The organism is Salipiger mucosus DSM 16094, assembly GCF_000442255.1.
Lineage (GTDB): Bacteria > Pseudomonadota > Alphaproteobacteria > Rhodobacterales > Rhodobacteraceae > Salipiger > Salipiger mucosus.
The window spans coordinates 27,933-41,301 of the sequence record NZ_KE557282.1 but is presented as its reverse complement, the minus strand read 5'-3'; the positions used below and the strand labels follow the sequence as shown (position 1 = coordinate 41,301).

Annotated in this window: 14 protein-coding genes and 1 pseudogene; 7 read left to right on the top strand and 8 right to left on the bottom strand. The window is 70.5% G+C overall.

Annotated features, from left to right (window positions below; translation table 11 throughout):
- Window positions 1-244 (bottom strand): annotated as a pseudogene (locus SALMUC_RS30640) (uracil-DNA glycosylase); the annotation flags it as partial.
- Window positions 245-387: 143 nt separating this feature from the next.
- On the opposite strand from SALMUC_RS30640, the gene SALMUC_RS21650 reads away from it, so the two are divergent.
- The 6 genes from SALMUC_RS21650 (at window position 388) to SALMUC_RS30635 (ending at window position 4,586) form a co-directional block, all read left to right on the top strand.
- Window positions 388-1,338: an aspartate carbamoyltransferase catalytic subunit gene (locus SALMUC_RS21650; RefSeq protein WP_020043010.1), complete on the top strand. Its 951-nt coding sequence runs from the start codon at window positions 388-390 to the stop codon at window positions 1,336-1,338.
- A gap of 100 nt (window positions 1,339-1,438) precedes the next feature.
- Entirely contained in the window at window positions 1,439-1,990 is a 552-nt protein-coding gene (locus tag SALMUC_RS21645; protein ID WP_037372651.1) for a hypothetical protein, read from the top strand.
- Complete coding sequence (locus tag SALMUC_RS21640; RefSeq protein WP_020043008.1) at window positions 1,987-2,415, top strand: hypothetical protein; 429 nt, start codon at window positions 1,987-1,989, stop codon at window positions 2,413-2,415. Before SALMUC_RS21645 ends, SALMUC_RS21640 begins: the two co-directional genes overlap by 4 nt.
- The gene (gene pyrC / locus SALMUC_RS21635; RefSeq protein ID WP_020043007.1) at window positions 2,412-3,698 is read left to right on the top strand and encodes a dihydroorotase; all 1,287 of its coding nucleotides are present in this window, start codon (window positions 2,412-2,414) and stop codon (window positions 3,696-3,698) included. Before SALMUC_RS21640 ends, pyrC begins: the two co-directional genes overlap by 4 nt.
- Complete coding sequence (plsY, locus tag SALMUC_RS21630) at window positions 3,698-4,309, top strand: glycerol-3-phosphate 1-O-acyltransferase PlsY (RefSeq protein WP_020043006.1); 612 nt, start codon at window positions 3,698-3,700, stop codon at window positions 4,307-4,309. Before pyrC ends, plsY begins: the two co-directional genes overlap by 1 nt.
- Window positions 4,310-4,430: 121 nt before the next feature.
- Window positions 4,431-4,586 (top strand): hypothetical protein, encoded by a 156-nt coding sequence (locus SALMUC_RS30635; protein WP_020043005.1) that lies wholly within the window; start codon window positions 4,431-4,433, stop codon window positions 4,584-4,586.
- 21 nt (window positions 4,587-4,607) lie between these two features.
- Here the strand turns inward: SALMUC_RS30635 and SALMUC_RS21625 are convergent, their stop codons facing one another.
- Entirely contained in the window at window positions 4,608-5,207 is a 600-nt protein-coding gene (locus SALMUC_RS21625; RefSeq protein ID WP_020043004.1) for a 2-hydroxychromene-2-carboxylate isomerase, read from the bottom strand.
- Window positions 5,208-5,313: 106 nt separating this feature from the next.
- Between SALMUC_RS21625 and SALMUC_RS21620 the strand changes: the two genes are divergently transcribed.
- Window positions 5,314-6,324 carry a ribose-phosphate pyrophosphokinase gene (locus SALMUC_RS21620; protein WP_020043003.1) on the top strand — a complete coding sequence of 337 codons (1,011 nt, stop codon included), beginning with the start codon at window positions 5,314-5,316 and terminating at the stop codon, window positions 6,322-6,324.
- A gap of 45 nt (window positions 6,325-6,369) precedes the next feature.
- Here the strand turns inward: SALMUC_RS21620 and SALMUC_RS21615 are convergent, their stop codons facing one another.
- The 6 genes from SALMUC_RS21615 to SALMUC_RS21590 are packed head-to-tail and all read right to left on the bottom strand — an operon-like array spanning window position 6,370 to window position 12,953.
- A complete protein-coding gene (locus tag SALMUC_RS21615; protein WP_020043002.1) occupies window positions 6,370-8,391 on the bottom strand; it encodes a M3 family metallopeptidase in 2,022 nt (673 codons plus the stop codon).
- Between the two features lie 24 nt (window positions 8,392-8,415).
- On the bottom strand, window positions 8,416-9,480 hold the full coding sequence (locus tag SALMUC_RS21610) for a HesA/MoeB/ThiF family protein (protein WP_020043001.1): 1,065 nt from the start codon (window positions 9,478-9,480) through the stop codon (window positions 8,416-8,418).
- Complete coding sequence (gene dut / locus SALMUC_RS21605; protein ID WP_020043000.1) at window positions 9,480-9,935, bottom strand: dUTP diphosphatase; 456 nt, start codon at window positions 9,933-9,935, stop codon at window positions 9,480-9,482. The genes SALMUC_RS21610 and dut overlap by 1 nt, the downstream gene beginning before the upstream one ends.
- 42 nt (window positions 9,936-9,977) lie before the next feature.
- Window positions 9,978-11,177, bottom strand: a complete 1,200-nt coding sequence (coaBC, locus tag SALMUC_RS21600) for a bifunctional phosphopantothenoylcysteine decarboxylase/phosphopantothenate--cysteine ligase CoaBC (RefSeq protein ID WP_020042999.1) — start codon at window positions 11,175-11,177, stop codon at window positions 9,978-9,980.
- Between the two features lie 58 nt (window positions 11,178-11,235).
- Entirely contained in the window at window positions 11,236-12,078 is an 843-nt protein-coding gene (locus tag SALMUC_RS21595; RefSeq protein ID WP_020042998.1) for a ChaN family lipoprotein, read from the bottom strand.
- Window positions 12,075-12,953: an RNA polymerase factor sigma-32 gene (locus SALMUC_RS21590; protein ID WP_021120795.1), complete on the bottom strand. Its 879-nt coding sequence runs from the start codon at window positions 12,951-12,953 to the stop codon at window positions 12,075-12,077. The genes SALMUC_RS21595 and SALMUC_RS21590 overlap by 4 nt, the downstream gene beginning before the upstream one ends.
- Between the last annotated feature and the right edge of the window lie 416 nt (window positions 12,954-13,369).

Below are 13,369 nucleotides of genomic sequence, written 5' to 3'. Positions count from 1 at the left end.
GCGAGTCCGCCGCGCCCGCCATGGCGCGCGCCTGCTCGACCGGATCGGGGCCGCTTTCAACCGGGGCTGCCGGACCGGGCCCCTGCGCCACGGCCGCGGGCGCCGGCTGCGGCGCGGCGCGGGCGGCCTGCGCCTCGGCGGCAAAGCGGTCGACCGGCATCTCGCCGATCGCCTCGTCGGCGCCCAGCTCGATCTGCCAGTCCAGCGCAGCGCGCGCCCAGTGCCAGTCCAGTGCCGAATCCATGCCGCGCAGACTACTCCCTGCCGCGCCCGGCGGAAATCCCCCGGATCGCGCGAATGCGCACCATCCCGCAGCCGCCGCGGCAAGCCCTTGTTCCGCGCCCGCCCGCTTCCTATAAGCGCGGCGACACCGATCAAGGACGAGCCATGCGTTTCGACCAGCGCCACCTTCTGGGGATCGAATCCCTGCGCCCCGACGAGATCACCACGCTGCTCGACCTTGCCGAGCAATACGTGACCCTCTCGCGGCGCCGCGAAAAGCACGCCAACGCGCTTGCGGGCCTCACGCAGATCAACATGTTCTTCGAGAACTCCACCCGCACGCAGGCCAGCTTCGAGATCGCCGGCCAGCGCCTCGGCGCGGACGTGATGAACATGGCGATGCAGGCCAGCTCGATCAAGAAAGGCGAGACGCTGATCGACACCGCGCTCACGCTGAACGCCATGCATCCCGACCTGCTGGTCGTGCGCCACCCGCATTCCGGCGCGGTCGACCTGCTGGCGCAGAAGGTCAACTGCGCGGTCATCAACGCCGGCGACGGGCGGCACGAGCATCCCACGCAGGCGCTGCTCGACGCGCTGACCATCCGCCGCGCCAAGGGACGGCTGCACCGGCTCAACATCGCGATCTGCGGCGACATCGCCCACTCCCGCGTGGCGCGCTCGAACATCCTGCTGCTGCACAAGATGGAGAACCGCATCCGCCTCGTCGGCCCCTCGACGCTGATGCCCGCGGGCATCGCCGACTTCGGCGCCGAGGTGCACGAGGACATGGCCGAGGGCCTCAAGGACGCCGACGTGGTGATGATGCTCCGTCTCCAGCGCGAGCGCATGGACGGCGGCTTCATCCCCTCGGAGCGCGAGTATTACCACCGCTTCGGGCTCGACGCCGAGAAACTCGCCCACGCGAAACCCGATGCCATCGTGATGCACCCCGGCCCGATGAACCGCGGGGTCGAGATCGACGGTACCATCGCCGACGACATCAACCGCAGCGTCATCCAGGAACAGGTCGAGATGGGCGTCGCCGTGCGCATGGCCGCCATGGACCTGCTGGCGCGCAACCTGCGGGCGCGGCCGACGGAACTCATGGCATGAGCGGAGACGCAGGGCCCGAGACGCGGCGCAGCCTGCTCCTCCCCCCCGCCGGGGGGAGGGCCGGGGTGGGGGCCGGGCTTGCCCGCCCGGCAGGCCGCGCATGACCCGAATGCAGATCAACGGCTCCGAGTCCGGCGTCGTCCGGCTCTTCCACCTCGACCTGCCGGCCGAGGCGGTCGCCCGCTTCACCGAGCAGGCGGGCACCGGCGAATGGCCACTGCAATACGCGCTTGGCGCGACCCGCCTGCGCCCCGCCTTCGTCGACGTGGTCCGGATCGCCGACCTCGGCGAGATGCCGCTCTCGAGCTACCTCGCGCAGGCCTACGAGGTCACGGGCGAGGATTTCCGCGCCATGCGCCCGCGCATCGACGCGCTCTCGGGCCACGTCGTCGTGCTGCCCAGCCAGGCCTTCGACCACACCGGCCAGGAGCTGACCATCGCCGCGCCGCTGCGCTGGATCGGCTCCTTCGGCGAGGAACAGGCCCGCGCGCGCGGCCCCGCGCCGCAAAGCGCCGCTGCCCGCGTACAGTCCGGCACCGGCGGCGCCCCAACCGTCCGTCCGCCGCGCAGCCCGCTGCTGCGCGTCATCGTCATCGCCATCGCGCTCGTCGTCCTCGGCGTCGCGGCCGTCGCGGTCTGGCTGGCCGGATGACGGACGCCGCCGCCGGCCCCGGCGCGACCCCGCGCGCCACCTTCGCCCCCGACCGCGACACCTATGTCCGCAGCCACGTCACGCTGGCCGCGCTGGCCATGGCCGGCGCCATGCTGGTCCTCTGGCTCGCCGGTGTGCCGCATGTCTGGACCGGCGCGGTGGGCGGGCTCGCCGCCGTGGCGGTGCGCGGCTGGTACCTCATGGACGAGGAACTCGCGCACACCTGGGAGCTGACCGACGCGGGCCTGCACGGCCCGGCCTTGCGCTACGTCGCGCTGGAGGATATCGCGAAGCTTCGCAGCATCGGCTCCGCTGTGCAGATCGTCACGCGCGGCGGCGACAAGCACCTGATCAAGTTCCAGCCCGACCCGGCGGCCACCGTCGCCCGGATCGAGGCTCACCGCCCGGCAGGAGATGCCCCGTGACCGCCACGCTCGTCACCAATGCCCGCCTGATCGACCCCGAGGCCGACACCGTCGCCGAGGGCGCGCTGCTGCTCCGCGACGGCGCCATCGCGCAGGTCTTCGACACGCCCGCGCCCGACGGCGTCACGGCGGACGAGACCATCGACGCGCGCGGCGCCTTCCTCGCGCCCGGCATCGTCGACATCGGCGTCAAGGTCGGCGAGCCCGGCGAGCGGCACAAGGAAAGCTACAAGACCGCCGGCCTCGCCGCCGCGGCCGGCGGCGTGACCACCATCGTCACCCGCCCCGACACCGAGCCCACCATCGACACCCCCGAGGTGCTGAACTTCATCCGCGAGCGGGCCGAGGACGATGCCGCCGTCAACGTCCTGCCCATGGCCGCGCTCACCAAGGGACGCGCCGGGCAGGAAATGACCGAGATCGGCTTCCTGATCGACGCCGGCGCCGTGGCCTTCACCGACTGCGACCGCGTGGTGCAGGACACCCGCGTCCTGGGCCGCGCCATGACCTACGCCCGCTCGCTCGGCGCGCTCATCATGGCCCACCCGCAGGAGCCGGGCCTGTCGCGCGGGAGCGCCGCCACCAGCGGCAAGTTCGCCTCGCTGCGCGGCCTGCCCTCGGTCTCGCCGATGGCCGAGCGCATGGGCCTCGACCGCGACATCGCGCTCGTCGAGATGACGGGCGTGCGCTACCACGCCGACCAGATCACCACCGCGCGCGCCCTGCCCGCGCTGGAGCGCGCCAAGAAGAACGGCTTCGACGTGACGGCGGGCACCTCGATGCACCACCTCACGCTGAACGAGATGGACGTCGCCGACTACCGCACCTTCTTCAAGGTCAAGCCGCCGCTGCGGTCCGAGGACGACCGGCAGGCCACGGTCGAGGCGGTGCGCAGCGGGCTCATCGACATCGTCGGCAGCTTCCACACCCCGCAGGACGAGGAAAGCAAGCGCCTGCCGTTCGAGGAGGCCGCCAGCGGCGCCGTGGGCCTCGAGACCATGCTGCCGGTGCTGCTGCGGCTCTACCACTCGGGCGAGCTCGAGCTGCCGACGCTCTTCCGCGCGCTCTCGCTCAACCCGGCCAAGCGGCTGGGCCTGGCCTGCGGCCGCCTCGCCGCCGGCGCGCCCGCGGACCTCGTGCTCTTCGACGCGGACAAGCCGCTGATTCTCGACCGGTTCAAGCTGCAGTCGAAATCCAAGAACACGCCGTTTGATGGCGCGCGTCTTCAGGGTAAGGTGATCGCGACCTTCGTGAACGGCAACGCGGTCTACCGGAGCGCCTGATGCTGCCAGAGCTCACATCTTCCCCCGCGACGCTCGCGGTCTGGGCCCTCGCGGGATACCTGCTGGGCTCGATCCCCTTCGGGCTGCTGCTGACCCGGCTCATGGGCGCCGTGGACCCGCGCGGCATCGGCTCGGGCAACATCGGCGCGACCAACGTGCTGCGCACCGGCAACAAGCTGGCGGCCCTGCTGACGCTGCTGCTCGACGGCGCCAAGGGCGCGGTCGCGGTGCTGCTGGCGCGCTGGCTCGCGGGCGACGACGCCGCGCAGGTCGCGGCGCTCGCGGCCTTCATCGGCCACTGCTACCCGGTCTGGCTGCGTTTCACCGGCGGCAAGGGCGTGGCCAGCTTCCTCGGCATCATGCTGGCGCTCTTCTGGCCGGTGGGCCTGCTGTGCTGCGCCACCTGGCTCGCGGCGGTGGCCATGTCGCGGATCTCGAGCCTCGGCGCGCTGGTCGCGGCCACGCTCTCAACCGGCTGGATGCTGCTCTTCGGGCAGATCGAGATGACCGCCCTCGCGCTCGCCATGACGCTGCTGATCTTCTGGCGCCACCGGACCAACATCGTGCGGCTGCGCGCGGGCACCGAGCCCAAGGTGGGCCGCAAGGCCTGATTGGTGCCGAAAGGTCGCACCCGGCGGTCATGGCGATTATCCGCGCAAAATCCGGAACACGCTGGCACAAAGCTGCGTTACGAACGTGTCAACGCAGCAATAAAGCCCCGGAGACCATCCCGTGAGCCCGATCCTTGTTCTTCTCCTGATGTTCACCTGTATCGCCGGAATCTTCGGCCTCAGCGGCGCCGCGATCTGGTTCGCCGGCCGCGACGTGGCCGACACCGACACCCCCGCGCTCGCGCGCATGCCCAAGGCGGGCGCCCGCCGCGGCTGACGCCCGTTCCCGCCGCGGGCCCTAGAGCTTGCCCGCGAGCGTGAGATCCAGATCCTCGAGCCGATCCTGCCCCCAGAAGCGCTGATCCCCCTCGAGGATCCAGAACGGCGAGCCGAAGACCCCCGACATCACCGCATCTTCCGTGTTGCGCCCGTATTCCTCGGCGCCGACAAGAAGACCGCTGTCCGCCAGCCCGGCCTCGAAGCCGTTGGCGGTCAGCGCCTCGCGGATCACCGCGTCCTCAGCGATGTCCTTCTCCTCGGCCCACGAGGCGCGCAGCAGCGTGTAGATCAGCCCGCCAAGATCGCCGCCGCCGGCCTTCTGCGCCGCGATGATGGCGTAGGAGGCGGGCGCCGCGTTCGTCGGCCAGTGCGCCGGCTTGAGGTTCAGCGGGAACCCCGCCTTGCGCGCCTGCCGCGGCAGGTCCTGGTTGCGGTATTCCACCCGCGACGGATGCCGCTCGGACAGTGGCGCGCCCCCGGTGCGCGGGAAAAGCGTCATGATGTCGAAGGGCTTGTAGGCCACCTCGGCCCCGTGCGTCGCCGCGATCTCCTCGAAACGTGGCCCCGCGAGATAGGCAAAGGGCGAGAGCATCGAGAAATAGTAGTCGATATGCGGCATCCGGGAACTCCTGTCGTCTGGTCACCTTTGCCCCACGCTACCTGCGTGCTAAGCGACCCACAACGTCACGATTCTGTCACCGACCGCTGCCGGAGCTCCCTGCCACATGCCCACCGTCATCGAACCCAAACTCATCGCGGGTAACGCGAACCTGCCTCTCGCCAACGCCATCGCGCGACGGATGTCGCTCTACCGCGGGATGTCGGTCGGGCTGGTCGACGCCCGCGTCGAACGGTTCAACGACCAGGAAATCTTCGTCGAGGTCTACGAGAACGTCCGCGGCGAGGACATGTTCATCCTGCAAAGCACCTCGCGCCCCGCGAACGACAACCTGATGGAACTGCTCATCATGGCCGACGCGCTGCGCCGCTCCTCGGCCTCGCGGGTCACCGCCGTGATGCCCTACTTCGGCTATGCCCGGCAGGACCGCCGCACCAAGGCGCGCACGCCCATCACCGCCAAGCTCGTCGCCAACATGATCGCCGAGGCCGGCATCGAGCGGGTCCTGACCATGGACCTGCACGCGGCCCAGATCCAGGGCTTCTTCGACATCCCCGTCGACAACCTCTACGCCTCGCCGATCTTCGCGCTCGACATCCTGCGGCACTTCGACAACGTCTCGGACGAGGTCATGGTCGTCTCGCCCGACGTGGGCGGCGTGGCCCGCGCCCGCGAACTGGCGAAGCGCATCAACGCCCCGCTCTCGATCGTGGACAAGCGCCGCGAGAAGGCCGGCGAAGTGGCCGAGATGACCGTCATCGGCGACGTCCGCGACAAGAAGTGCATCATCGTCGACGACATCTGCGACACCGCCGGCACGCTCTGCAAGGCCGCCGAGGTTCTGATGGAGCACGGGGCGACCGAGGTGCATGCCTACATCACCCACGGCGTCCTCTCGGGCCCCGCGGTCGAGCGCGTGACCAACTCGGTCATGAAATCGCTCGTGGTGACCGACAGCATCGCCGCGACCGACGCGGTCAGCGCCGCGCCCAACATCCGCGTGGTGCCCACCGCGCCGATGTTCGCCCAGGCGATCCTCAACATCTGGAACGGCACCAGCGTCTCGTCCCTCTTCGAGACCGACACGCTGGGCCCCATCTACGAGGGCATCATCTGATGCCCGCCGGCCGGACCCGCCCGGGTCCGGCCCCTCGCGGCCCGCTCAGGCCGCCAGTCCTCGCCCCTTCAGCAGCGCCTCGACGCCCGGCATCCGGCCGCGGAAGCCCTCGTAGAGCGCCTGCGCCTCGTCCGAGCCGCCGCGCGACAGGATGAAGGCCTCGAGCCGCTTCGCCGTCGCCGGGTCGAAGGCATCGCCCGCCTCCTCGAAGGCCTCGAAGGCGTCGGCATCCATGACCTCGGACCACATGTAGCTGTAGTAGCCGCTGGAATAGCCGTCGCCCGCGAAGACATGGGCGAAATGCGGCGTCGCGTGGCGCATCACGATGGCCTCGGGCATGCCGATGCCCGCCAGCACCTCGGCCTGCTTCGCCATCGGATCGGCGGGCGCCGCCCCGCTGTGCAGCTCGAGGTCCACCAGCGCCGAGGCGACGTATTCCACGGTCTGGAAGCCCATGTCGAAATTCGCCGCCGCCAGCACCTTGTCGAGCAGGTCCTTCGGCATCGGCTCGCCGGTCTCGGCGTGGGTCGCGAACTCGGCCAGCACCTCGGGCACCTCGAGCCAGTGCTCGTAGAGCTGGCTCGGCAGCTCCACGAAATCACGCGCCACGCTCGTGCCCGCGACCGAGCCGAACTCGACGTCCGACAGCATCTGGTGCAGCGCGTGGCCGAACTCGTGGAAGAGCGTCCGCGCGTCGTCGTAGGACAGCAGCGCCGGCTGGCCCTCGGGCGGCTTGGCGAAGTTGCAGACGTTGACCACGATGGGCGTCTTCTCCACCGGCCGCTTGGCCTGCATCCGCATGGCCGAACACCAGGCCCCGGAACGCTTGGAGGAGCGCGCGAAGTAGTCGGCCACCAGAACCGCCAGGTGGCGCCCGTCGCGAGTCACCTCCCAGGCGCGGCAGTCGGGGTGGTAGAGCGGCACGTCGAGGGGCGCGAACTCCAGCCCGAAGAGCCTCTTGGCGCAGGCGAAGGCCGCCTCGATCATGCGTTCGAGCTGCAGGTAGGGTTTCAGCTCGGCCTCGTCGAGATCGTGGAGCTTCTTGCGCCGCTTCTCGGCGTAGTAGCGCCAGTCCCAGGCCTGCAGCGGGCCGTTCACGCCGTCGGCCCGCATCATCTCTTCCATCTCGGCGGCATCCGCCATGGCGGCGGCGCGCGCCGGCGTCCAGACCTGCGTCAGCAGTTCGCGCACCCGGTCGGGCTCGCCCGCCATCTCGGGCTCCAGCTTGAAGTGGGCGAAATCCTCGTAGCCCAGCAGGCCCGCGCGTTCCTCGCGCAGGGCCAGCACCTCGGCGGCGATGTCGCGGTTGTCGGTCTCGCCCCCGTTGGCCCCCCGCGCGGCCCAGGCCCGGAAGGCCTTTTCCCGCAGGTCGCGGCGCGGGCTGAACTGCAGGAAGGGCACGATCAGCGAACGCGAAAGCGTCACGACCGGCCCGTCCTTGCCCAGCGCGTCACCGGCCGAGCGCGCGCCGTCCACCACGAAGGCCGGCAGCCCCTCGAGGTCCGCCTCCTCCAGCGGCATGACCCACTCGGCCTCGTCCTTGAGCAGGTTCTGCGTAAACTGCGTGCCCAGCACGGCCAGCCGCGACTTGATCGCCTTCATGCGCTCGGCCTGCTCGCCCTCGAGCGCCGCGCCCGCCCGCACGAAGCCGCGGTGCGTGAGGTAGAGCACGCGCATCTCCTCGTCCGAGAGCCCCAGCGTGTCGCGCCGCTCCCAAAGGTCGCTGATGCGCGCGAAAAGCCGTTCGTTGGCGTAGATCTTCGAGCTGTGGGCCGCCAGCTTGGGCGAGAAGTCCCGCTGCAGCGCCTGCCGCGCCTCGTTGCTGTCGGCGCCCGCGACCGAGAAGAAGACCGAGAGCACCCGGTCCAGCGACTCGCCCGCGCCTTCCATCGCCTCGATGGTATTTGCGAAACTCGCGGGCTCGGGATTCTCGGCGATATGGCCGATCTCCTTGAGGTGCTCGGCCAGCGCGATCTCGAAGGCCGGGGCGAAATCCTCGTCGGAAATGCGATCGAAGGGCGGGACGCCGTGGGGCGTGTCCCAGGACGTGAGCAGCGGGTTGGACATTCGGTGCCTCCTTTTCAGCACAAGCTATGTGCTGGGCACCTCCCCCGCAATGGTGCCGCAGACCGGGCAGTCCGCGCGGCGTTTCAGCCCGATCTTGCGCGTCTCGCCCCAGAGCGCGTCGTAGATCAGCATCTCGCCCCGCAGCGGCGCCCCCGCCTGCGCGATCAGCTTGACGGTCTCCACCGCCATCATCGCGCCCACCACGCCCGGAAGCGGGCCCAGCACCCCCGCCTCGGCGCAGGAGGGCGCCAGCCCCGGCGCCGGCGCCTCGGGGAAGATGCATTCGTAGCAGGGCGCCCCCCGGGCCGGGTCGAAGACCGAGAGCTGCCCCTCCCACTGGCTGAGCGCCCCCGAGACCAGCGGCACCCCCGCCGCCACCGCCGCGCGGTTGGCAAGGTAGCGGGTGCCGAAATTGTCCGTCCCGTCGAGCACCACGTCGTAGTCGGCGAAAAGTGCCTCGGCGACCTCATCGTCCAGCCGCCGATGATAGGGCCTCACGGTCACGTAGGGGTTCTGCGCCTCCAGCGCCGCCTGCGCGGAAAAGACCTTGGGCATGCCGATACGCGCGTCGGTGTGGATCACCTGCCGCTGCAGGTTGGCGTTCTCCACCGCGTCGTCGTCGATCACGCCCACGGTGCCCACGCCCGCGGCGGCCAGGTACTGCAGCGCCGGCGCGCCCAGACCGCCGGCGCCGATCACCAGCACCCGCGCCTCGCGCAGCCGCTTCTGCCCCGGCCCGCCCAGCTCGCGCAGCACGATGTGGCGGGCATAGCGCTCCAGCTCGGCCTCGCCGAAGCTGCCGCCCCGCGCCGGCGCCTCGCCGGCCTCCTTGGCCACCGCCCGCGCCTTCACCCGGCGCAGTCCCCAGGCATAGGCCAGCGCCAGCCCCGCGAAACCGCCGAGGATCAGCCACAGCGCCGGGCTCCCGCCCGTCGCCTCGCGCAGCGGATGGCCCGCAGGCAGCGCCACCTGCAGCATGAGCACCGCGACGTAGAGCAACCCCAGCATGTAGAGCCGCGCCGACCGCGAGGCGCCGGTCAGGTGCCCGACGCCCCAGATCAGCGCCGCGAGTGCCAGCACCAGCAGCATCAGCCGCGCCCCGTCGAGCCGAACCCGCCCGCGCCGCGCGCCGTCTCCGGCAGTGTATCCACCACCTCGAAGCCGGCCCGCGCCACCGGCGCCGCCACCATCTGCGCGATGCGGTCGCCATGCGCGATGCGGAAGGTCTCGGTGCCCGCGTTCATCACGATCACCCCCAGCGGCCCGCGGTAATCGCTGTCGATGGTCCCGGGCGCGTTGGGCAGCGTGATCCCGTGCTTCAGCGCCAGCCCGGACCGCGGCCGCAGCTGCACCTCCCAGCCATCGGGGATCGCCAGCCGCAGCCCGGTCGGCACCAGCGCCCGCGCGCCCGGCGCCAGCTCGATGCCGTCACGATCGGGGAAATTCGCCCGCAGGTCGGCCCCCGCCGCGCCCTCGGTCGCATAGGCCGGCAGCCCCAGCGCCCGGTCCGCGCCCTCCTCCCACGTCACGGCAATGCTCACCATCCCCGGCCCTTCATCTTTCCAAAAATACGCAATGCCGCCGCCTCAGTCCGCGCCCAGCGCTCCGGCGACGCGCGCCGCCAGCCGTCCTGCCACCTCGCGCTTGGTCGCGCGAGGCCAGTCCTCGGCGCCCTCCTCCGAGATCAGCACCACCGCGTTCTCGGCCCCACCCATGATGCCCGTCGCGGGCGAGACATCGTTGGCGAGGATCCAGTCGCAGCCCTTGCGCGCCCGCTTGGCGGTGGCATGGGCCACCACGTCGTCGGTTTCCGCGGCAAAGCCCACCACCAGCGCCGGGCGCCCCTCGGAGAGTTGCGAGACCTCGGCCAGAATGTCGGGGTTCTCGGCAAAGCGCAGCTCGGGCATCCGCCCGCCCTGCTTCTTGATCTTCGAGCCGCTTTCCGAGGCGACGCGCCAGTCCGCCACGGCGGCGGCGAAGATCCCCGCATCGACCGGCAGCGCCGCCATGACCGCCTCGCGCATCTCGCGCGCGGTCTCGACCTCGATCACCTCGCAGCCCGCCGGGCGCGGCGCATCGGCCGGGCCGGTGACGAAGACCACCTCCGCGCCCAGGTCCCGCAGCGCCTCGGCGATGGCCGTGCCCTGCGAGCCCGACGAGCGGTTGGCGATGTAGCGCACGGGGTCGATGGGCTCGTGCGTGGGCCCCGAGGTCACCAGCACCCGCCGCCCCGAGAGCGGCCCCGCCGCCAGCGCCGCCTCGACCGCCGTCACGATCTCGGGCACCTCGGCCAGCCGTCCGGGGCCGTATTCCCCGCAGGCCATGTCGCCCGAGTCCGGCCCCACCACGCGCAGGCCATCCCCCTGCAGCACCGCGAGGTTGCGCTGCATCGCGGGATGCTCCCACATCCGCACGTTCATCGCGGGCGCGATCATCACCGGGGTGTCGGTCGCCAGCAACAGCGTCGTCGCCAGATCGCCCGCCAGCCCCTGCGCCATCTTGGCCATGAGATCGGCGGTCGCCGGCGCCACCAGCACGAGGTCCGCAACGCGGCTGAGCTGGATATGGCCCATCTCGGCTTCGTCGGTGAGATCGAAAAGATCGGTGTAGACCCGCTCGCCCGCCAGCGCGCTGACCGACAGCGGGGTCACGAATTCCGCGGCGGCGGGCGTCAGCACCGGCGTGACCGCCGCGCCGCGCTCGCGCAGGCGCCGGATCAGTTCCAGCGCCTTGTAGGCCGCGATCCCGCCGCCGATGATCAGAAGAATGCGCCTGCCCGCCAGCATCCCGGTCCCCTCGCCCTGCTCAAGGTGCCCCGAGTGTTAGAGCCCGGCGCGGGAAAACTCAATTGCCGGGCGTCTCGGCAGTCTCGTCATCCGTCCCGGGCGCCTGCTCGAAGGCCGCGCAGGGATCGTCGCGCTCGACCGGCTCGGACTCCTCGACCATGTCGAAGCCGCCGTCGGGCGCGCCCGAGCCCGTCTCCGCCTGTCCCAGCGACGCGACCGAGACCTCGGGCGCCGCCATGTCGATCAGCGCCGGAGCGCCCCAGTCCTTGCGGGCATGACCGTTGCCGGTGATGACAACCACCGGCGTGCCGTGCTCGGTCAGCGCCAGCAGCGCGGTTTCAGCCAGCCGCGCGTCGCGCAGGCGCTGGATGTCGACCATCTGCGGGACCACCTCGGCCGGCAGCGCATCGCAGTGCGCCGCCATCTGCAATTCCTCGCGTGCGGCCTGCATCTCGGGCGGCAGGTCCTCGTCGAGACCGTAAAAGCCCGCCCCTTCGCCAAAGGCACGCGCAAGGCCGGTGTCGGACAGCCCCCGCGCCTCGTCGCGCGGCACCTGCGCGCCATAGACCGCCGCCTCGGGCGCGGCCGCGAAGATCGGGTGATACATCTCGAAATCGGGCCAGCCGCTCTCGGCCCAGTTCAGGGTCTCGGCCATGGCCTCGGCATCGGAAATCAGCTCGGGCGTGACCTCCGCGGCCTGCTCAGCCGTCAGCATCTCGTAGACCACGGCCGCGGGCTGCAGCCGCTCCACGATCTCGGCCTGACGCGCGTGGTGCCCGGGATTGTCGTGCTGCTCGCCGAGGAAGACCACCTCCGCCCCGGCCAGCGGGTCATCGTTCTGCTGCGCCGCAAGCGGCGCAGCACTCAGGCCAAGGGCCAGGATCAGGGAAACTCGCATCATGCGAGGAAGTGTTGCACCTCGCGCGATTGCGCTTCAAGCGACTTCCGCATCTTCGTGAAGGCCGCCGCCTCGAGCTGGCGCACGCGCTCCTTCGAGAGGCCCAGTTCCTGCCCGAGGCTCTCCAGCGTCCGCGTCTCGTCGCGCAGCTTGCGCTCGCGCACGATGAAGCGCTCGCGCTCGTTCAGCGAGGTCAGCGCCGAGACCAGCCATTCGCGCAGCTGGGCGTTGTCCAGCTTGCCCTCGACCAGGCTCGAGCTCTGCTCGCCCTCGTCCTCGAGCGTGTCGATCCACTCGCGCCCCTCGTCCTCGGCCGACTGCGTCGCGTTCAGCGAGTAGTCGGAGCCCGAAAGCCGCCCTTCCATCATCTCGACGTCCGCCAGCGGCACGCCCACCTCGGTCGCGATGGCCTCGCGCATCTCGTGCTTGTCGACCTGCTTTCCCGCGGCCGCCGCCTCGCGCTCCAGCCGCGCCTGCACCCGGCGCATGTTGAAGAAGAGCGACTTCTGCGACGAGGTCGAGCCCGTGCGCACCATCGACCAGTTGCGCATCACGTAGTCTTGGATGCTGGCCTTGATCCACCACACGGCGTAGGTCGAAAAGCGCACGCCCCGGTCGGGATCGAACTTGTCGGCCGCCTTCATGAGCCCGAGACCGGCCTCCTGGATGAGATCGCTCATCGGCGCGCCGTAGCGCTTGAACTTGGCCGCCATCGAGATCGCGAGCCGCATGTAGGCGTTGATGAGCCGGTGCAGCGCTTCTTCGTCGCGCTCGTCGCGCCACGCGTAGGCAAGCTTGAGTTCCGTTTCGGCGTCCAGAAGCTCAGCCTTCATGGCCCGCCGGGACAATGTCTGATCGTTGAATGAGTCGAATGCCATGACGTTCCCCGTTGGATGCGGTGGCCGTTTCTTGGGATGGCCTGCACAAAGTGTTACGGCACGTTAACGCGGCTGGATCAGCATTGGTTTCTTGCAAAAATGCAGGGGGACCCGTGGCCCGGTGCACAATCGGGCCGGATCACTGGGGTGCACCGGTCGCGTCACGCCTCGATGCAACGCAAGGCCCGACCCCGGCAAGGCCGCTGCGGCGCAGCAGGATTCTCGGGCGTTTTCAAGTCCCTCACCCGGTCCGGGCACTGCTCGTCAGCCTGACGTAATGCCCCTGCACAAGACGACCAGCCCGGACCCGCGACGGCGCGCGATTTCCTGCCGAAGGCCTGACAAAAACGTGATCTCGCGCCCGGCCCCGGCCTTTCGTAAACGCCCGAGGCCCGCCGTTAACGCCGTGCTAACCA